The organism is Bradyrhizobium sp. SOJA106, assembly GCF_059448745.1.
The window spans coordinates 3,703,148-3,721,490 of sequence record NZ_CM182549.1; the positions used below are offsets into that span (position 1 = coordinate 3,703,148).

An 18,343-nucleotide genomic window follows, 5' to 3' on the forward strand; every position below is an offset into this window, starting at 1 on the left:
TCGATCATTAGATCTTGGCTGCACTCGTCATACGTGTTCTGGGCGGCTGCGGCTTTGCACGGATTGCCGATGCATTCTCGTTTCTTGCTGTCGGAGCAGCGGTCGTAACGTCTGCCACTGCCGCGAACGCAACGCGTGGGCTGCGCCGCGAGGTCTGGGAAAAGACTTCAGGGACGAGGTCCGGCGCGAGGCCAGACTCAGCAAGGTGGGTCACTGGCGCGTGAGCGGTGTCGAACACCACCCGCTCCGGCCATTTTTGGTCCGAAGTGATGCGCAGGTTGGCCCGTTCGCTCGGAGCGACCGCGGAATGCGAATTTGCAGGAGGCGTGGGGAGCAGCCAATCGGCCGCGAACAGCAACACGAGGAGGGCGCCTCCCATCCACACGAAGTATTGACGTATCGGCATGGCAAGCGGTCTCTCAGTGACTGACGACGGCGAAGATAGTCGTGCGACGGCCCGCGGGCTCTGCATCGCGTGCTGCCGTCTTGTCAATTGTTGCTGCGGGCTGGCCCGCAAACGATATGCAGGCTCAGGCAAAAACCGAAAGCGACTTCCTGACGTCCGTCAGAGAGGATTTGGATGCTTGTGATCCCGCCGTTTGACGATAGTGACCTGGCGCCTGCCCGGTCGCCTGCTTGAAGGCTCGCGTGAAATTGGCTTGGCTGGAAAAGTTGAGCGTCAACGCGATGTCCAACAAGGGCCGATCGCCACGTATTAACAGGGCTTTCGCCCGCTCCAGGCGCTTGGCACTGACGTAGCGATGGGGAGATTCTCCGACGGCTTGTCGAAAGGCTCGCGCAAAATGGTATCTGCTTAGACACGCGATCCCAGCCATGCATTCAAGGCTGAGGTCACCCTCCAGGTTCGCATCAATGTAGTCCAGCACACGAAGGAGTCTGCGCTGATCGAGCCCATGCTGAGCAGGACGAGGAAAAAGTTGAGTGCGCGATGCGCTGGCTCGCTTTTGAAGCAACCTCGCCGCCAGACTGGATGCGAGGGATTCGACGAACAGACTGCCAGCTGAAGTTTCAATCTTTAGCTCGGAGGCGACTGCAAATCCGATCTCGGCCAGCAGCGGATCTTCGAAAGACGTTTCGTAGTTTAGCGCGTGGATTGCCGAATCATCGGTCGGGTTGTCGAAATTGCTCGACGAGAAGTGGCTTAGCGGAAGATAGATGTGCATGAATTCCGGCAGATCTTCAGTGAAGTCAACGGCACCCTCCTGCAAGCCGGGAGGAGAGAGCCAAACCGTACCTCGCTCGGCGACTATCTGACTTTCGATGCCCGGCGCGCGCCGCGTGAGAGTCGTTTGATTGCTACGGATGGCGACGCAAATCCGGATATCGGATGGTGGGGTCCTCCAGGGGCCAACGCCTCTTCTAGCAGTGCACAATTCGGCCGACAGGCCGGACCAGCCCCGATCCGCCGAAGACAGCAGCAGCTTGCCCGGACAGTCCCGATCCCAAACGCCACGGTGCGGCCACTGCTCATAGCAGCCTGCGGCGGCCGGCTGATCTGATTGCATCTCCATGTGGCGCTCCAGGATCGCATTCATCATTATTGCGAAGCTAACTTGGCACAGCCGGCGCAATTTGCTCGTTATCGGTTGTTAGAGGCTGTTAGTGTTTGCGAGTCCCACACCAACCCGCGGCAACAGCCGGTTCACATGAGGTAGCCGGAAACTCCATCCCATAACAATTTCAGTGCCGTCACGACCAATAATCCGTAGCAGACCCGATAGATCTGGCGCTGGTCCAAGCTTCCGTGAAGCCGCCAACCCGCCCACACGCCAGCGGGAATGGCGAGCAGGCAAATCGCCATCAACGTCCAGACGTTTCCCGTCGGCTTCACTAGCAAGAGCCACGGGACGGCCTTGGTCGCGTTGCCGACAGTGAAGAACAGACTGGTCGTTCCTGCGTAGACCTCCTTGCTGAGGCCGAGGGGCAACAGATACATTGCGAGCGGCGGTCCGCCCGAATGCGCGACCATGGTCGTCACGCCGGAGGCGAGGCCGGCCGTGATGGCCTTCGGCGTCGAACGCGGACGCGTTATCACCTCCGCGCCTGCAGCAAGCCACAGTGCCACGAAGATCAAGGTGGTCGCGGCCATCGCGATCGCGATGGCGCGGTGGTCAAGAAAGCGGAACAACAGATAGCCCAGTCCGATCCCGGTCACGAGACCCGGCACCAGCAGCAGAAGATCTTGCTTCGACCAGGTCGAAGGCTTCCAGTAGCGAAGGGCGAACAAGTCCATCGCGATGAACAACGGCGCGAGCAGGCCGCCGGCAGTGACCGGATCCATCACGAGCGACAATAGCGGAATGCCCACAATCGAAAAACCGCCGCCGAACGCGCCCTTCATGAAGCAGATCGGGAACACGCCGGCAAAGGTGACCAGGATCGTGGCGACGGTCAGCTCCATGGCGGCGACTTCAGGGTTGGAGCGCGCCGGTGCTCGCGCGAAATCGCTACCGCCGCGGCGGTCACCATCTCTTCGTCCGCTTGAGCAGAGATGGCAGCAGGCAGGATGATCGTCGAGACGCAGGCATTTTGGTCTCCAATGGTCCGAGCTATGATCACAATGCTCCGAGCAGCGAACATTCATGGCTGGCGCGGTCGTACGCCCGTGAAACGGCTTTGAATGCTGGCCTCTCGATATGAGCTTCCCGGGTTGCCAGAATGATCCGAGACATTACTCGGTGCAATCAAAACATTGCACCGAGTACAATGTGGAGAGTTTCGCCGATCCGTCGCTGGATGTCCGAACAGGAACGACTGGTCGGCTGCGCAATGCGGGCCACACTCAGTCATCCGCCGAATTTGGAATCATCCACGCTGCAACCGTCTCCCAGCTGCCGTCGCTCGACCTGCGCTGATATGTGACGAAGTCGGCGTCGTCGCTGTACTGGATTTCGTACCGATAGGATTCGAGATGCCTTGTCATTGAACTCTCCTGTGTTGAAGGCCGCGCTTCTCGCGTCATCGCCCAAACACATCGATTGGAGAGCCCAGCTCAGAAAGGGCCATAGGTGGAAAGGGTCCTTCCAGGCAGCGGAAGGCTCGCTCGAATGGCCATCCGGATCACCCTAGGGCGATGCCGTCTTCCGCAGTAGGGGGTGATATGGCAAAATCGGAAAGTATCCTCCCGAATTATGGAAGGGATTCGATGGATCGCCTGGAAGCGATGTCGACCTTTCTGACCGTGGTCGAGCAGGGCAGCTTGTCCGCGGCGGCGCGGCGGTTGAAAACGCCACTCACAACAGTCAGTCGCAACGTATCCGAGCTCGAGGCTCACCTGCGGACCAAGCTCTTCAATCGATCGAGCCGGCAGCTGGTGCTGACGGATGCAGGCACGTCCTACGTTGCGGCTTGCAAACGCATCCTCACAGATGTGCTCGAAGCGGAGCGTACGGCGTCCGGCGAGTATACCACGCCGACAGGCGAGCTGGCGGTAACCACCCCATTGGGCCTTGGGCGCATCATTCTGATGCCGATCATTGCGGACTTCCTCAAGACCTACCCGGACATCAAGGTGAGGATGATCCCCACCGATCAGAAGCTGAGCCTTGCCCAGGAGCAAATCGATGTCGCGGTGCGCATCGGCGAATTGCCGGACTCGAGCCTGGTCGCGCTACGGCTCGGCAGGACGCGCCGGGTGGTGTGCGCCAGTCCCGCCTATCTGGCGGCGCGCGGAACGCCGCGTACGCCTGAAGATTTGGCCGGACATGATTGCATCAGCTATCCGGGCTTTTCGCCACCCGATGTCTGGACATTCGTCAGAGGCAAGGCGACCATAGCCGCGCCGGTGCGTACGCGGCTCACCGTCGGCAGCGCCGAAGCGGCTTGTACGGCAGCTCGCGCTGGCGTGGGAATTTCCATCGCTTTTGCTTACCAACTCGAAGCTGGTCCGGAAGCGGGAGCCTTGACAACCGTGCTGGATGAATTCCAGCCACCGTCAATGCCGGTCAATCTGGTCTATACCGCCGACCGGTTTCTGCCGATCAAGGTCAGAGCGTTCTTGGACTTTGCGGCACCGCGGCTGAAGCGAGTTTTCGCCGAGTAGACCCAGCCGGTGCTCACTTCGCTGTCGAGCTTCCAAAATCCGGAAGGATGACTCCCGGTTTCCCCGCCTGTTGTCCAGCGCCTTTCGCCCCACCTCCCAGTCATGACCCGCCGGAACCGGCGTTACCAACTGGAGGCGAATATGGGTGAAGTCATCCAATTTATCCCGAAGGCCGAGCGCGAGCGGCTCCGCCTGATACGAGAAGCGCGCGCGATCTACGACAGCGTCTTCCCGCCGACCGATCCGGCCAACGGGCAGCCCGACAGCACACCGATTGTCATCAACGGAACCTGGATTCATCGGGGCGGCGAGCCGTTGTCGTGATCAACGATTCGCGGTGCTCGATCGTCAACCATTAGGAGAAATCGTCATGTCCATCCGCAACACGCTTTTCGCCGCTGCATTCGGTATCGCCTCCCTGACGGCCGCCCAGGCAGAGGGGCTGCGTCCAATCGAGGCCAAGAGCATCGACCTCGGCGCGATATCAGGGGTCGCCTACTACACTGTCGAGCGCGACGGATTCCACGTGGTGGCCACCATGGCGCAGGGCGAGACAGGAACACCGATCCGCGTCGTATCTGTTCTTACACCTGGTCAGCGTGTGCTTCTCTCGACACCGCAACCGGCGGGCGTGATCGAGATCAGCCGGCAAGGGGACAGCGTGCTCGTTCGCAAACCGAACACTGCCTCGAACTGAACTTCGACTCTTGCGGCTGCCAATCCATGAATGACCTTACAGCAGTAGCAGTCTCAAAAAAGAAAAGTGAGACAGGAGAATACCATCGACACCATTTCACGTCGTCATGTTCTGGCCGCCAGTGCCGGAGGTCTCTTGACGGCATCCTCACTTGGGAATGCGAAAGCAGGGCCTTCACAGTTCAAGCCGGGAGACGGGGGTTTTGCACGACACGCGATCGAATTGCCTCCGGGCGATAAAGTCGCTTACCACGATCCCAAGGACGTAGCGGCTCTCCCCGATTTCCGCTTCTCGCTCGACGGCAGCGTCCCGAAGGTGACCTCGGGCGGCTGGGCGAAAGAGGCCACCGTCCACCAGTTCTCTATCAGCAAGGGAATTGCCGGCGTGCACATGTTTCTCGAGCCGGGTGCATCGCGCGAGCTGCACTGGCGCGCCATTGCAGCCGAATGGGCGTTCGTCATCGACGGCCGCTGCCAAACCGTGGTTCTCGATCCGTCAGGAGCGAGCGAGATAAACAACTATGGCCCAGGCGACCTCTGGTATTTCCCGAAAGGCCACGGTCACTCGATCCAGACCATCGGCGACAAGCCGTGTCATTTCATCCTGTCGTTCGATAACGGCGCCTTTTCCGAGCACGGCACATTCTCGATCACGGACTGGATCGACGTGACGCCCAAGGATCTGCTGGCTCTTAATTTCGGCGTGTCGAAGGACGTATTCGACGCCTTCCCCAAGGGCGAGACTTACATTCAGGCGGGGCCGGTGCTGCCCGCCTCGGAAGCTCTCGATGCGCCCTGGCCTAGAGACTCCACACACAAGTTCAGCCTGCTGCACGATAATCGGGCGGTGCGGGACTTCGATGGCGGCACGTTCCGACTCGCCACCGTCGATGAGTGGCCCGTGTCGAAAACCATGTCGGGGGGCGTGATGGTCATCAAGCCAGGCGCCGTGAAGAAGCTGCATTGGAATGTGAACGCTAACGAATGGCATTATTATCTGCGAGGCAAAGCGCAAGTGGCGCTTTTCGGTTCCGGCGGACGTGGCAGGGTCGCCGAGTTCACGCCGGGAGATGTTGCTTACATTCCGCAGGGTTTCGGACACGCGATCAAGAACGTCGGCGATGACGACCTTGAGATCGTGCAAACCTGGGACAATGGCAAGTTCGAAGAGATCGACCTCAGCAGATGGGTGCAATCCAGTCCGCGTTACCTGTTGGGTAACAACTTTGCCGGGTGCCCGAGACAACGATTACCAAGCTAAAGCAGGCATAGTGCAAGCGGTCAGATTGGTGAATGCGGGCAGGGCCGTGCTTGTCGCTAGGGAATGAAAAGAGGAAGTTTCACATGTCCACCATCCATCTTCATCGGAGGACCACGGCGACGTCCGAACAGTACGTCGCCGGCCTGACCGATTTCGGGCCCGGCCGCTCGAGATTGTTTGGCAACAGCGCCGATGCCTATCTCAAGGTGCATCACCGAGGCGACTCCTTTGCGGATATCACGGAGGGCTCGGGCGGGATCTGGGAGCGCCTGCACTATGACTGGTCTGATCCTGAGCGCGTCGTCCTCACGACAACCGACTCCAACGTGTGGGGTGGTGCCTCAGGTCACACCTACACCTTTAGGCGTAAATCCGACGGTACGACCGACATTGATGTGGTCGTGATACGCGACGGCAAAAACCTGATGGGGCGGCTGCTCGGCTTTGTGCTCGGGACCATCGGCAGGGGTGTTCTGGAGAAGGCGTTTGAAAACTCCGTCAAGGCCATCGAAGCCCGGAACGGCAGGGCTGGAGGGCCAGGTCCAGACATTTCCGACCTCGTCGCCTAATCAGTTGGATAGCACTCCCGATGCCTCTAGCACTCCCGATGCCTCGTTGCCGGCGCATGGTAGGATGTTGCCCAGAGTTCTGGCTGAGAGATCAGCCCAACGGCCTGCTCCGGAAGAGGCAATGGCGAAACGGCCGAAGAAAACTGCGCCACCGTGACGAAATCAGCGGCGCGCGCCCCGCTCGAAGCCGTGCTCGCTTGGCCGAGAAGTCGAACTTGCTCTCATCGATCAGCTTCTCGGCCGGATCCATGACGGCGGAGCTATTTTCTTTATCAGCGGGGCACCGGGGATTGGAAAATCAGCGCTGCTGGAGGAGGCCAAAGACAGGCCGTGAACTGGACATGGGTCGGGTTGCTGCTGCGACACCGCGCGGTTGCAGCAGAGTGATTGGCAAGTCGCGTTGAAACAACGTTTTCAAAGATGCGAATGACCAAACATAATGGGCGCACAATGACGAACCTTTTCACATCCGCCGTGGCCGCAAGTTGCCTGGCCGCCGTCGTCTCGGTCGCACAGGCCCGCTCGGCGTACGACGCGTCTTGGGAGCCTTCTCTTCGTGACGCAAAGCGGCTCGAGCGAGCTGACCTACAATTTCTCCGTCAACCGGCGTCGTCACGCACTCCAACTTGCTTACGTTCAAGGGCCATTTGGCGCGCTCCGGCACCGTCCGCGCCTCGGTGAGCGTTCCGGACAAATATGCGTCCGGCTCAGGTCAGCTCTCGAGCAATTCCGGTCGCGGGACATGGAGCGGCTACTCGGGAGGCGCGCGTTGTTCGGGGTATTGGTCTGCCCAGCGAAACTGACAAGTCTCTTCCCGATTGCTGGTTCGCCCGAGGCAATGCTGATGTTTCGGCCGGCCGCTGCTGAGCCGCGTCAGTGGTGAACGGTACTCCCGATTATCGTGCGGCTGCGCCGGTGCGTGTGAGTTTCCGCGCGCCGGGGCCCGGATGGACGTGAACCGCCTTCGCCGTCAGCGGCTCGCCGCACTCGGAACAGACCATGACGGGATCAAACAACTTGTGGCAGTTCTTGTGTTCGTGCAGCAGCGGCCGTCCGCGGGAGTCGACCATGTGGACGTTGCCCCAATGCACGATTGACATGATGATCGGATAGAGGTCGAGACCTTTCTGCGTCAGGATATATTCGTAGCGCTTGGGCGCCTCCTGATAGGGAATCTTGCGCAGCACGCCGAAGCGCACCAGCTTCTTCAGCCGGTCGGCCAGCAGGTGCCGGGTCACGCCAAGCGAGGACTGGAATTCGTCGAACCTGCGGATGCGGAGAAAACATTCGCGCAGAATGAGCAGACTCCAGCGATCACCGATGACGGCTACGGTGCGAGCCAGCGAGCAAGGCTCCTCCTCAAGGGCATCCCATTTCATCAACGTCTCCGACGAATCTCTAGCGTTCAGAAAAATAAATTCTAAATTAGAACTCGCAGAATTTCAATGGGATGAGGCGATTTCTAGCCCTTTTACGTCGATTGGATGATGATGATCATATTGACAGTTCTAAAATAGAACTTTTACACTCGCTTGAGGATCAATTGGGCGGCGAACAATCGCTGCCGTCGAAGGGAAGGGCGTTCCATGGCAGCTCCGCTCAAGGTCGAGTTTCACTTCGATTTCGGCAGTCCCAACGCCTACCTCGCCGAGCTGGCGCTGCCCGGCATCGAGCAGCGAACCGGCGTCAAATTCAACTACGTGCCGGTGCTGCTCGGCGGCGTTTACAAGGCGACCGGCAATTTATCGCCTGCCGAGTCTCTACGCGGGATCAAGAACAAGCCGGAATACAATGCGCTCGAGACCGAGCGTTTCCTGCGCCGTCACAACATCACCAAGTTCAGGATGAATCCGTTCTTTCCGGTCAACACGCTCGCGCTGATGCGCGGCGCCGTCGCGGCCGAGTTCGAGGGAATGTTCGAGCCCTACTTCCGCGCGGCGTATCATCACATGTGGGTCGAGCCCAAGAAGATGGACGACACACAGGTCTTTCGCGAAGCGTTCCTGTCATGGGGGCTGGATATCGATCGCATCACGGCCCGCGCCCAGCAGGACGACGTCAAGAAAAGGTTGATCGAGAACACCAGCAGCGCCGTGGCGCGCGGTACGTTCGGCTCGCCGACGTTCTTCGTCGGCGACGAGATCTACTTTGGCAAGGACAGTCTGCGCGAAGTCGAGGACGAAATCCTCGCGCAATCAACCGCGCAGAAGAAGAGCGCCTGACGGCGCGGAGGCATCAGAAAGAACTGAGCCCGCAAAGGGCCTTTCAACGGGAGGTGTCATTGGCGGACTGGCAGCAGACTGCAACCGAGATTTTGAACACGTTGCCGCAGCGTATCCATGAGGTGATGGACCCATACGTTGTCGCCACCCCGGACCGGGTTGCGTTGATCGAAGACAACGTCAAACTGAGCTATCGGGAGTTAGGCCGGCAAGTTGGAGCCACGGCGGACGCGCTCCGCGCGCTGGGCATCCGGCCCGGTGATCGCATGATGATCATCAGCGAGAATTCGATCGCGCTCGCTTGCCTGCTGTTCGCCGCAAGCCGCCTCGACGCCTGGGCGATCGTCGCCAACCCTCGGCTGTCACCGCGTGAGCTCGAGCAGATCAGGGATCATAGCGGCGCCCGGCGCATGTTCTTTACGGCAAAGGTCTCCGAGGAAGCAGCCGCGCACGCGACGCGTTACGACGCTCCGGTGCAGGATGTCGGGCCGCTGCACGGCATCGGAGTGTCTGCCCTGAACCAGGACACGCAGGCCGAGCCGGTCGAGGCCGACGGCACACGCCAGGTGGCGGTGCTCATCTATACGTCCGGTACGACCGGTACGCCGAAGGGCGTCATGCTCACGCATCGGAACCTGCTGTTCTCGGCCAGGACCACAGCCAACCTGCGTAGTATGACGGCGGACGACGTGCAGTACTGCGTACTGCCGATCTCGCATATCGTCGGCATCTCGCTGCTGACGATGACACTAATGGTCGGTGGCGTCACCCGGCTGGTCACCAAGTACAACCCCGCTGCGCTTGCCAGGGCGCTGGCCGAGGAAGGCATCACGCTCCTGAACGGCGTGCCCGCCACCTACCAGCGGCTGCTGGAATACAAGCAGATGGCAGGCCTGCCGAAGCTGGAGCGCGGGGCGCTGCGTCTGATGAGCGTCGCGGGCGCACCGCTCGACCTCGAGCTCAAGGCAAGGGTCGAGAAGGAGCTCGGTCTACCTCTTGGCAACGCTTTTGGCATCACCGAATGTTCGCCCGGCATTTCGGGCGTGCGGCCCGAGGCGCCGCGCAGCGACAATTCGGTTGGCACTCTGGTGCCGGGTATCGAGGCTCGAATCGTGGCCCGCGATGGCACAATCGTGACCAACGGCGATATCGGCGAACTGCACGTCCGCGGGCCGAACGTTATGCGCGGTTATTACCGCGCGCCCGACCTCACGGCGAAAGCGATCGATCCGGAGGGCTGGTTCAACACCGGTGACCTCGCGCGCTTCGAGGGTGATGCGCTGTTCATCGTTGGCCGCACCAAGGAGATGATCATTCGCTCCGGCTTCAACGTCTATCCGGCTGAGATCGAAGCGGTGCTGAGCACCCATCCCGACGTGGTGCAATGCGCGGTGGTCGGTCGGCCGGTCCCTGGCAATGAAGAGATCGTGGCCTTCGTGCAGCTGCTCAAGGGCTCCTCTACCACCGCACAGGATGTGATGGCGCATGTCACGCCGGAGCTCACCTCCTACAAGCGGCCGTCCGAGATCATCCTCATGGACGCGCTGCCGGCTACGTCGACCGGCAAGCTGCTGAAACACAAGCTGGCGGAATCGCTGCGCAACTAAAGCAGGCGAGATCGCCTCAACGTCTCACAAGTCTGGAGAAGTCACATGCAGAAGAGAAACAGGACGGTTGCGGTGATCGGCGCCGGTGACTTCATTGGCGGCGAGATCGCCAAGAAATTCGCCTCTGAAGGCTTCACGGTGTTTGCAGGCCGCCGCAATGGCGACAAGCTCGCGCCGCTCGTCAAGGACATCGAGGCAGCGGGCGGCGAAATCCAGGCCCGCTCGCTCGATGCGCGCAAGGAGGATGAGATCATCTCCTTCCTGAACGACGCCGACAAGCACGCGCCGCTAGAGGTCTGCATCTTCAACATCGGTGCCAACGTCAACTTCCCGATTCTCGAGACCACCGAGCGGGTGTTCAGGAAGGTCTGGGAAATGGCCTGCTATTCCGGGTTCCTTGCGGGGCGCGAGGCTGCGAGACTGATGCTGGCGCGCGGGGCTGGCAATATCTTCTTCACTGGCGCGACCGCGAGCCTGCGCGGCGGTTCCGGCTATGCCGCCTTCGCCAGCGCAAAGTTCGGCCTGCGAGCGGTCGCGCAGGCGATGGCCCGTGAACTCGGCCCGAAGAACATCCATGTCGCGCATCTCATCATCGACTCCGGCGTCGATACCGAATGGGTGCGGCAGCGCCGGCTCGAAGCGCTCGGCCCCAATGCGCTCGATAATCCGGACCTGTTGATGCCGCCCGCATCGGTGGCGGCATCCTATTGGCAGCTCTACCAGCAGCCCAAGAGTGCCTGGACGTTCGAGCTCGAGATCCGTCCCTTCGGCGAGAAGTGGTAGGAAGGGCGTTCCATGGAGCTCGCGCTATCTCCGGACGACGCGGCGTTTCGCGACGAAGTCCGCGCCTTCATCAAGGACAATTATCCGGCTGACATGCGCGTTCCTAATCCGGAGACCGACCTTACCAAGGAGCAGATGCTGTTGTGGCATCGCATTCTGCACAAGAAGGGCTGGATCGCGCCGCTCTGGCCCAAGGAGTATGGCGGGCCCGGCTGGTCCATCACCCGCCGCTTCATCTTCGAACAGGAGACCACGCGCGCTGGCACCATGCCGCCTTTGGCGTTCAGCGTCACCATGGTTGGTCCCGTGATCTACACTTTTGGCAACGAGGCCCAGAAGAAGAAATTTCTGCCGCGCATCCTCTCAGGCGAGGATTGGTGGTGCCAGGGTTATTCCGAGCCGGGCTCGGGCTCGGATCTTGCCACAGTTCGCACCAAGGCGGTGCGCGACGGCGCCCATTACATCGTCAACGGGCACAAGACCTGGACCACGCTGGCGCAGCACGCCGACTGGATCTTCTGCTTGGTGCGGACCGATCCCGCCGCAAAGCCGCAATCGGGCATCTCCTTCCTGCTGATCGACATGAAGTCGCCGGGCGTCACCGTGCGTCCGATCATCACCATCGACGGCTCGCACGAGGTCAATGACGTCTTCCTCGAGAACGTCCGCGTGCCCGTCGGCAACCTGATCGGCGAGGAGAACGAGGGCTGGACCTATGCCAAATTCCTGCTCGGCAATGAGCGCACCAGCATGGCCGGCATCGGCCGCTCGACACGCTATATCGCGAAGCTGAAGAAGATCGTGAAGGCCGAGATCCCCGCAGACGATCCAGCACATATGGAATTTGTCCGGGACATCGCCCGCATCGAGCTCGATGTGCTGGCCCTGGAGGCAACCGAGCTGCGCGTCGTCGCGCAAATGGCCCGCGGGATCGATCCGGGGCCGGCGGCCTCGCTGTTCAAGATCCGCGGTACCGAGATCTTCCAGAACATTACCGAGCTGACGCATCGCGCGATCAGCAATTACGGGCTGGCGATCCGCGAGCATCCGGTGAGCTCCAATCAGTTCATGCCGGGGCCGGACTACGGTCACACTGCTTCTGAGAAATATTTGAACTCGCGCAAGCTCTCGATCTACGGCGGATCCAACGAGATCCAGCGCAACATCATCGCCAAGGCTGTGCTCGGTCTCTAGCGAACGGCGGCACGGGAGGTAACGGATGGACATCCAGTTCACGGAGGAGCAGGAGCTGCTCCGATCCAGCGTCCAGCGACTGCTGCGCGACCAGTATGGTTTCGATGCGCGCCGCAAGATCCTCGCGAGCGACGAGGGCTATAGCCGCGAGCAGTGGCAGGCCTTCGCGGAGCAGGGGTTGCTCGGCGCGCCATTCTCTGAGGAGGTCGGCGGCCTCGGCGGCGGTCCGCTGTCGACCATGATCATCATGCAGGAGTTCGGCCGTCACCTAGTGGTCGAGCCCTTCGTCGAGACGGTGGTGCTTGCTGGCGGCCTGCTCGAACGTATCGGCTCCGCCGAACAGAAAGAGGGATTCGTTCCGGAGATCGTCGCCGGCACCAAAATCTGGGCGCTGGCCTGGACCGAGAAAGGCTCGCGCTTCGATCTCGCCAACGTCACCACGACGGCGCAGCGAGAGGGGAAGGGCTACGTGCTGACCGGCGCGAAGACCGCGGTCATTGCGGCCCCATGGGCCGACTATCTGATCGTCTCCGCCCGTACTTCCGGTCAGCGGCGAGACCGCCTCGGCGTCAGCCTGTTCGTGGTCGATCGTCGCGCTGCCAACCTCGATCTGCAAAGCTTCAAGACCATCGACGGCCGTCGCGCTGCGGAGATCAGCCTGCGAGGCGTTGCCGGTCAGTTGCTGGGCGAGGAGGGCGAGGGCATGGCCGCGCTGGAAGCCTCTCGCGACCGCGCCATCGGCGCACTCTGTGCCGAGGCCGTCGGTACGATGACTGAGCTGAATTCCGCGACGCTGGACTATTCCAAGACGCGCAAGCAGTTCGGCACGACGATCGGCTCGTTCCAGGTGCTGCAGCATCGGATGGTCGACATGTTCATCGCGCATCAGGAGGCGCTCTCGTTGATGCAGCATCTCACGCTCAGCCTCGACGCAGGCGAGGCTGGCATCTCGCGGCTCGCGTCTGGTGCCAAGTCCAAGATCGGCTACGCCGGCAAGTTCATCGCTGACCAGGCCGTGCAGCTGCACGGCGGCATGGGCATGACCGACGAGTTGAACGTCGGGCATTATTTCAAACGGATATCCTCCATCAACATCCAGTTTGGCGATCCCGCCTACCACGTGCTGCGTTATGCGCAGCTCGATGCGGCGGCCTGAGACAGAGAGGCAAGCATGTCATCACCTGAAGCAGTGATCGTTTCCACCGCGCGCACCGGCGTCGGCAAGGCTTATCGCGGCGCGCTCAACAACACTGATGGTCCGACCCTGGCCGGCCACGTGATGGCCGAGGCCGTGAAGCGCGCCGGCGTAGCGCCTGGCGAGGTCGAGGACGTCGTAATGGGCTGCGCCATGCAGCAGGGCACCATGGTGATGAACGTCGCCCGCAAGGGTGCGATCCGCGCCGGCCTGCCGGTGACGGTTGCCGGCACCACGATCGACCGGCAATGCGCCTCCGGCTTGCAGGCGATCGCGGTCGCCGCGCGTTCGGTGATGCTCGACGGTGTCGAGATTGCAATCGGCGGCGGCATCGAGTCGATCAGCCTGGTGCAGAACGATCACATGAACAAGTTCCATGCCGTCGACCAGGATCTCATGGCGATGAAGCCGGAGATGTACATGTCGATGCTGGAGACCGCCGAAGTGATTGCCGAGCGCTACAAGATCAGCCGTGACCGGCAGGACGAATACTCGCTCGAATGCCAGCGGCGCGTCGGCGCGGCCCTGCAGGGCGGCCGCTTCAACGACGAGATCGTGCCGATCACGACCAACATGGCGGTCTTGGACAAGGACACCAAGCAGGTCAGTTATCAGCAGGTCACGCTGAGCCGGGATGAAGGCCCGCGGCCGGATACCACGGCTGAAGGCCTCGCCAAGATCAAGCCCGTGTTCGAGGGCAAGACCATCAGCGCGGGCAATGCCAGCCAGCTATCGGATGGCGCCTCGGCCTGCGTCATCATGAGCGATAAAGTCGCCGCGCAGAAGGGGCTGAAGCCGCTCGGCATCTTCCGCGGCTTCGTCGCCGCCGGCGTCGAGCCGGACGAGATGGGCGTCGGCCCGGTCGCCGCGATCCCGCGGCTGCTCAAGCGTCACAATTTGAAGATCGATGACATCGATCTCTGGGAGCTCAACGAGGCATATGCGGTGCAGGTGATCTATTGCCGTGACAAGTTGGGCATCGATCCCAACAAGCTCAACGTCAATGGCGGTTCGATCGCGATCGGTCACCCCTACGGCATGACCGGCTCGCGCCTCACCGGTCACCTGCTCATCGAGGGCCGCCGGCGCAAGGCCAAATACGGCGTGGTGACCATGTGCATCGGCGGCGGCATGGGCGCCGCGGGCCTCTTTGAAATCGTGCACTGATCGGAAACGGAGTTTTCACGTGAAGACAGCAATAACCGAACTGTTTGGCATCCAGCATCCGATCATCCAGGGTGGCATGCATTATGTCGGCTTCGCCGAGATGGCCGCGGCCGTATCGAATGCCGGCGGTCTCGGCATCATCACGGGCCTGACGCAGAAAACGCCGGAACTCCTCGCCAAGGAGATCGCGCGCTGCCACGACATGACCGACAAGCCTTTCGGCGTGAACCTGACTTTCCTGCCGACGCTGTCGGCCCCGCCCTATCCGGAATATATCGCCGCGATCCGCGAGGGCGGCATCAAGGCGGTCGAGACGGCGGGCCGCAGCCCCGAAGCCTATATGCCGGCGCTGAAGGCGGCCGGCATCAAGGTGATCCACAAATGCACCTCGGTGCGACATTCGCTGAAAGCGGAGAAGATCGGTTGCGATGCCGTCAGCGTGGATGGATTCGAGTGCGGCGGTCATCCCGGCGAAGACGACATCCCGAACATGATCCTGCTGCCGCGGGCTGCGGACGAACTGAAGATCCCGTTCGTGGCCTCCGGCGGCATGGCGGATGGACGCAGCCTCGTCGGCGCACTTGCGATGGGCGCCTCCGGCATGAACATGGGCACGCGCTTCGTCGCCACCAAGGAAGCTCCGGTCCATGACAATGTAAAACAGGCGCTGGTCAAGGCGACCGAGCTGGACACCGTGCTGGTGATGCGCGCGTTGCGCAATACCGAGCGCGTGCTCAGGAACAAGGGCGTGGACGAGCTGCTCGAGATCGAGCGCGGGAAGGGCGCAAGCCTGAAGATCGACGACATTCTCGACCAGGTGGCTGGCGTTTATCCGAAGGTCATGGTCGATGGCCAGATGGATGCGGGCGCGTGGAGCTGCGGCATGGTGGTCGGGCTGATCCACGACATCCCGACGGTCAAGGAGCTGATCGACCGCATCATGGCGGACGCCGAAGCGATCATTCGCCAGCGCTTGACCGGCTTCCTCGACGGAACGGTCGAGACGCAGCGGGCACGCGCGGTCGCCTGAGATGCGGCGAACACGAGAGCGTCAAGACTGCGATGGCTGACGGCGTCACGATGCTGACGCCGCAGCGCTACGGAAAGAAAACATAGGGGAGGGAGGAAGATCATGCCCGTCGTCGGTAGCCATCAATATCCCACCATGGAATCCGTGATCTACGGCAAGCCGGCAGCAGAGGCGCTGCGGGAGGAGGCCGAACGGCTGGGCGCCAGGCGCGTCTATCTGATCGTGAGCCGCACGCTCAACACCACGACCGACGAGATCGAGAAGATCCGGACCGCGCTCGGTGAACGCCATGCCGCGGCCTTCGACGGCGTGCCCCAGCACACGACCCGGGACGTAGTGACGCAGATTGCCCGACAGGCCAGGGATGCCCAGGCGGACCTGGTCGTTGCGATCGGCGGCGGTTCGGTGGTCGATGCAGCAAAGATCGTGCTGATGTGCATGGAGCACGAGATCTTTGAGCCAATGGGGCTCGATGGCTTCGAGACCACACCGGAACGCCGCTTCGGACCATTCCGAACCCCGAAGGTGCGGATGATCGCCATCCCGAGCACGCTCTCGGGCGGCGAATACAATTCGGGTGCGCTAGTCACCGATACCAGCCGCAAGCTGAAGCAGATCTTCAACCATCCGATGATGATGCCGCGCAGCATCATCCTTGATCCGGCGATCTCGAAATACACGCCTGAGAAGCTCTGGCTGGGATCCGGCACGCGCGCGATGGATCATGGCATTGAGGCGATCTGCTCCAGTCGTCCCAATGTGCTCGTCGACGCCGTTTGCCAGCAGGGCTTGCGCTACCTGTCCGACGGGCTACGGCGCACCAGGGACAATCCGAACGACGAGGCAGCGCGGTTGAGCTGCCAGTTGGGGTCCTGGATGTCCGCCTTCGGCCTGCAGTCGCGCGTTCCGATGGGCGCCAGCCATGCCATCGGCCATGTCCTCGGAGGAACCTGTGACGTGCCGCATTATTTATGCACGGCGGTGATGATGCCGAGCGTGCTCCGATACAATCTGCCGGCCACGCAAGCGGCTCAGGGATCAGTCGCCGCCGCGCTCGGCGCGCCGGGTCGTGATGCCGGCGAAGCTTTTGCAGCGTTCATCACGGAGCTCGGCTTGCCACGGCGGCTGGCGGACGTTGGCGTAGCCGAGGACCGGTTTGAGCTGATCGGCAAGAACGCCATGCTGTCGATCTTCACGCGGGCGAATCCGCAGCCGATCCGTGAGCCCGGTGACATCGTCAAGATACTCAAGTTGGCCGCCTGACGCGGCATCCGAATGTCTGTCACGCTTGCCGCGCGCAGGCGTGCATAAATAACAATTGGAGGGAATCAGCGATGTCCTGGGGCACGCGATTGGCTTGCGCACTGGTGATTGCAACGTCCACGCCCTGCTGGGCGGGTGACACTCCGGGCGTCACGTCGACGAAGGTGAAGATCGGCGGTATCTTTCCCCTGAGTGGACCCGCGTCCTCGATCGGTCAGGTCGGGCAGGGCGTGCAGGCCTATGTGAAATCGATCAACGATCGCGGCGGCATCAACGGGCGCAAGATCGACTATGTCATGATGGACGATGCGTATAGCCCGCCTAAGGCCGTCGAACATGCGCGAAGGCTGGTTGAAAGCGACGAAGTCGCTTTTATGTTCAGCCAACTCGGCACGGCAGGTAACTCCGCAGTGGCAAAATACCTTGCCGTGAAGCGAGTGCCGACCATTGCGATCGTCACCGGCGCCAGCAAGTTCACCAACGTTAAGGACTATCCACTGACGACCACGGGTCTCGTCAGCTACGACACCGAAGGCAAGATCTACGCAAAATATCTGACGCGGGCGCTGCCCGCGGCGAAATACGCAATCCTCTACCAGAATGATGATCTCGGTCGCGACTACGTCAACGCGTTCAGGGCGGTGCTTGGCGCGGATTTCGACAAGCGTGTCGTCACTGCGAGCTACGAGGTCACGGAACCGACGGTCGACTCGCAGGTCGTTGCGCTCAAGAGCTCCGGCGCGCAGGCGCTGTTCGTAGCCGGAACACCGAAATTTGCGGCGCAGGCAATCCGCCGCGCGGCCGAGACTGGGTGGAAAGCAACGATCCTGATCAACTTCCCGTCGTCGTCTGTCGCGGGCACGCTGAGGCCCGCGGGGCTCGAGAATTCGGTCGGCGTCATTGTCGGCACCCCGAACAAGGATCCGAACGACCAGAAATGGGCGGACGATGAGGCAATTAAGGCTTATCGCGCCTTCTTCGACCGATATCTGGCCGGCTCCGACGTCACCAACACCAGCTATCTGACCGGCTACCAGCAGGGCATGGTCCTCGAGCAGATCCTCAAGCAATGCGGTGACGATCTTTCGCGCGAGAACATCATCAAGCAGGCAAAGTCGCTGAAGAACTTTGATCTGCCGACCGCGCTGCCCGGCGTCAGGATCAATACCAGCGAGAGCAACAACATGATCTGGACGCAGCTTCAGCTTCAGCGCTGGAACGGCTCACGCTGGGAGCAATTCGGCGACATTCTCGACGCAAGCTCTGAGTAGTGGATCTGCGCCGACGTTTATT

20 protein-coding genes are annotated in these 18,343 nt (G+C 61.4%); 15 read left to right on the forward strand and 5 right to left on the reverse strand.

What is annotated here, in order from left to right; translation table 11 throughout:
- Window positions 1-7: 7 nt before the first annotated feature.
- From AC5V87_RS16725 to AC5V87_RS16740, 4 genes are all read right to left on the reverse strand, one after another.
- Entirely contained in the window at window positions 8-406 is a 399-nt protein-coding gene (locus AC5V87_RS16725; protein WP_495371616.1) for a hypothetical protein, read from the reverse strand.
- Between the two features lie 124 nt (window positions 407-530).
- A complete protein-coding gene (locus AC5V87_RS16730; RefSeq protein ID WP_456839137.1) occupies window positions 531-1,532 on the reverse strand; it encodes a helix-turn-helix domain-containing protein in 1,002 nt (333 codons plus the stop codon).
- A gap of 131 nt (window positions 1,533-1,663) precedes the next feature.
- The gene (locus AC5V87_RS16735) at window positions 1,664-2,422 is read right to left on the reverse strand and encodes a sulfite exporter TauE/SafE family protein (protein ID WP_456839136.1); all 759 of its coding nucleotides are present in this window, start codon (window positions 2,420-2,422) and stop codon (window positions 1,664-1,666) included.
- Window positions 2,423-2,803: 381 nt separating this feature from the next.
- On the reverse strand, window positions 2,804-2,944 hold the full coding sequence (locus AC5V87_RS16740; RefSeq protein ID WP_456839135.1) for a hypothetical protein: 141 nt from the start codon (window positions 2,942-2,944) through the stop codon (window positions 2,804-2,806).
- A 222-nt stretch (window positions 2,945-3,166) separates the two neighbouring features.
- On the opposite strand from AC5V87_RS16740, the gene AC5V87_RS16745 reads away from it, so the two are divergent.
- The 6 genes from AC5V87_RS16745 to AC5V87_RS16770 all read left to right on the forward strand — a co-directional run bounded on the left by AC5V87_RS16745 (window position 3,167) and on the right by AC5V87_RS16770 (window position 6,923).
- Window positions 3,167-4,063, forward strand: a complete 897-nt coding sequence (locus AC5V87_RS16745; protein WP_456839134.1) for a LysR family transcriptional regulator — start codon at window positions 3,167-3,169, stop codon at window positions 4,061-4,063.
- A 141-nt stretch (window positions 4,064-4,204) separates the two neighbouring features.
- Window positions 4,205-4,387, forward strand: coding sequence for a hypothetical protein (locus tag AC5V87_RS16750; protein WP_456839133.1), 183 nt, complete (start codon window positions 4,205-4,207; stop codon window positions 4,385-4,387).
- 46 nt (window positions 4,388-4,433) lie between these two features.
- Window positions 4,434-4,760 carry a hypothetical protein gene (locus AC5V87_RS16755; RefSeq protein WP_456839132.1) on the forward strand — a complete coding sequence of 109 codons (327 nt, stop codon included), beginning with the start codon at window positions 4,434-4,436 and terminating at the stop codon, window positions 4,758-4,760.
- Window positions 4,761-4,826: 66 nt separating this feature from the next.
- Window positions 4,827-6,020 carry a cupin domain-containing protein gene (locus AC5V87_RS16760; RefSeq protein WP_456839131.1) on the forward strand — a complete coding sequence of 398 codons (1,194 nt, stop codon included), beginning with the start codon at window positions 4,827-4,829 and terminating at the stop codon, window positions 6,018-6,020.
- 83 nt (window positions 6,021-6,103) lie between these two features.
- Window positions 6,104-6,589, forward strand: a complete 486-nt coding sequence (locus AC5V87_RS16765; protein WP_456839130.1) for a hypothetical protein — start codon at window positions 6,104-6,106, stop codon at window positions 6,587-6,589.
- Window positions 6,590-6,833: 244 nt separating this feature from the next.
- Window positions 6,834-6,923 carry a hypothetical protein gene (locus AC5V87_RS16770; protein WP_495371906.1) on the forward strand — a complete coding sequence of 30 codons (90 nt, stop codon included), beginning with the start codon at window positions 6,834-6,836 and terminating at the stop codon, window positions 6,921-6,923.
- Window positions 6,924-7,485: 562 nt separating this feature from the next.
- Here AC5V87_RS16770 and AC5V87_RS16775 read toward each other — a convergent pair.
- Window positions 7,486-7,968: a winged helix-turn-helix transcriptional regulator gene (locus tag AC5V87_RS16775; RefSeq protein ID WP_456839129.1), complete on the reverse strand. Its 483-nt coding sequence runs from the start codon at window positions 7,966-7,968 to the stop codon at window positions 7,486-7,488.
- A gap of 207 nt (window positions 7,969-8,175) precedes the next feature.
- On the opposite strand from AC5V87_RS16775, the gene AC5V87_RS16780 reads away from it, so the two are divergent.
- From AC5V87_RS16780 to AC5V87_RS16820, 9 genes are all read left to right on the forward strand, one after another.
- The gene (locus AC5V87_RS16780; protein ID WP_456839128.1) at window positions 8,176-8,811 is read left to right on the forward strand and encodes a 2-hydroxychromene-2-carboxylate isomerase; all 636 of its coding nucleotides are present in this window, start codon (window positions 8,176-8,178) and stop codon (window positions 8,809-8,811) included.
- Between the two features lie 59 nt (window positions 8,812-8,870).
- Window positions 8,871-10,418, forward strand: a complete 1,548-nt coding sequence (locus AC5V87_RS16785) for a class I adenylate-forming enzyme family protein (protein WP_495371617.1) — start codon at window positions 8,871-8,873, stop codon at window positions 10,416-10,418.
- Window positions 10,419-10,463: 45 nt separating this feature from the next.
- Window positions 10,464-11,201, forward strand: coding sequence for an SDR family oxidoreductase (locus AC5V87_RS16790; protein ID WP_456839126.1), 738 nt, complete (start codon window positions 10,464-10,466; stop codon window positions 11,199-11,201).
- Between the two features lie 12 nt (window positions 11,202-11,213).
- A complete protein-coding gene (locus tag AC5V87_RS16795; protein ID WP_456839125.1) occupies window positions 11,214-12,395 on the forward strand; it encodes an acyl-CoA dehydrogenase family protein in 1,182 nt (393 codons plus the stop codon).
- 25 nt (window positions 12,396-12,420) lie between these two features.
- Entirely contained in the window at window positions 12,421-13,551 is a 1,131-nt protein-coding gene (locus AC5V87_RS16800; RefSeq protein WP_456839124.1) for an acyl-CoA dehydrogenase family protein, read from the forward strand.
- A 15-nt stretch (window positions 13,552-13,566) separates the two neighbouring features.
- On the forward strand, window positions 13,567-14,757 hold the full coding sequence (locus AC5V87_RS16805; protein WP_456839123.1) for an acetyl-CoA C-acyltransferase: 1,191 nt from the start codon (window positions 13,567-13,569) through the stop codon (window positions 14,755-14,757).
- A gap of 19 nt (window positions 14,758-14,776) precedes the next feature.
- Complete coding sequence (locus tag AC5V87_RS16810; RefSeq protein WP_456839122.1) at window positions 14,777-15,787, forward strand: NAD(P)H-dependent flavin oxidoreductase; 1,011 nt, start codon at window positions 14,777-14,779, stop codon at window positions 15,785-15,787.
- Window positions 15,788-15,889: 102 nt separating this feature from the next.
- The gene (locus AC5V87_RS16815; RefSeq protein ID WP_456839121.1) at window positions 15,890-17,050 is read left to right on the forward strand and encodes an iron-containing alcohol dehydrogenase; all 1,161 of its coding nucleotides are present in this window, start codon (window positions 15,890-15,892) and stop codon (window positions 17,048-17,050) included.
- Window positions 17,051-17,121: 71 nt separating this feature from the next.
- The gene (locus AC5V87_RS16820; RefSeq protein WP_495371618.1) at window positions 17,122-18,321 is read left to right on the forward strand and encodes an ABC transporter substrate-binding protein; all 1,200 of its coding nucleotides are present in this window, start codon (window positions 17,122-17,124) and stop codon (window positions 18,319-18,321) included.
- The last annotated feature ends 22 nt before the right edge of the window (window positions 18,322-18,343 follow it).

Excerpts from the sequence above, each read along its gene's own strand:
- AC5V87_RS16725 (WP_495371616.1), bottom strand. The coding sequence starts at position 406 with ATGCCGATACGTCAATACTTCGTGTGGATGGGAGGCGCCCTCCTCGTG.
- AC5V87_RS16730 (WP_456839137.1), bottom strand. The coding sequence starts at position 1,532 with ATGGAGATGCAATCAGATCAGCCGGCCGCCGCAGGCTGCTATGAGCAG.
- AC5V87_RS16735 (WP_456839136.1), bottom strand. The coding sequence starts at position 2,422 with ATGGAGCTGACCGTCGCCACGATCCTGGTCACCTTTGCCGGCGTGTTC.
- AC5V87_RS16740 (WP_456839135.1), bottom strand. The coding sequence starts at position 2,944 with ATGACAAGGCATCTCGAATCCTATCGGTACGAAATCCAGTACAGCGAC.
- AC5V87_RS16745 (WP_456839134.1), top strand. The coding sequence starts at position 3,167 with ATGGATCGCCTGGAAGCGATGTCGACCTTTCTGACCGTGGTCGAGCAG.
- AC5V87_RS16750 (WP_456839133.1), top strand. The coding sequence starts at position 4,205 with ATGGGTGAAGTCATCCAATTTATCCCGAAGGCCGAGCGCGAGCGGCTC.
- AC5V87_RS16755 (WP_456839132.1), top strand. The coding sequence starts at position 4,434 with ATGTCCATCCGCAACACGCTTTTCGCCGCTGCATTCGGTATCGCCTCC.
- AC5V87_RS16765 (WP_456839130.1), top strand. The coding sequence starts at position 6,104 with ATGTCCACCATCCATCTTCATCGGAGGACCACGGCGACGTCCGAACAG.
- AC5V87_RS16775 (WP_456839129.1), bottom strand. The coding sequence starts at position 7,968 with ATGAAATGGGATGCCCTTGAGGAGGAGCCTTGCTCGCTGGCTCGCACC.
- AC5V87_RS16780 (WP_456839128.1), top strand. The coding sequence starts at position 8,176 with ATGGCAGCTCCGCTCAAGGTCGAGTTTCACTTCGATTTCGGCAGTCCC.
- AC5V87_RS16790 (WP_456839126.1), top strand. The coding sequence starts at position 10,464 with ATGCAGAAGAGAAACAGGACGGTTGCGGTGATCGGCGCCGGTGACTTC.
- AC5V87_RS16795 (WP_456839125.1), top strand. The coding sequence starts at position 11,214 with ATGGAGCTCGCGCTATCTCCGGACGACGCGGCGTTTCGCGACGAAGTC.
- AC5V87_RS16800 (WP_456839124.1), top strand. The coding sequence starts at position 12,421 with ATGGACATCCAGTTCACGGAGGAGCAGGAGCTGCTCCGATCCAGCGTC.
- AC5V87_RS16805 (WP_456839123.1), top strand. The coding sequence starts at position 13,567 with ATGTCATCACCTGAAGCAGTGATCGTTTCCACCGCGCGCACCGGCGTC.
- AC5V87_RS16815 (WP_456839121.1), top strand. The coding sequence starts at position 15,890 with ATGCCCGTCGTCGGTAGCCATCAATATCCCACCATGGAATCCGTGATC.
- AC5V87_RS16820 (WP_495371618.1), top strand. The coding sequence starts at position 17,122 with ATGTCCTGGGGCACGCGATTGGCTTGCGCACTGGTGATTGCAACGTCC.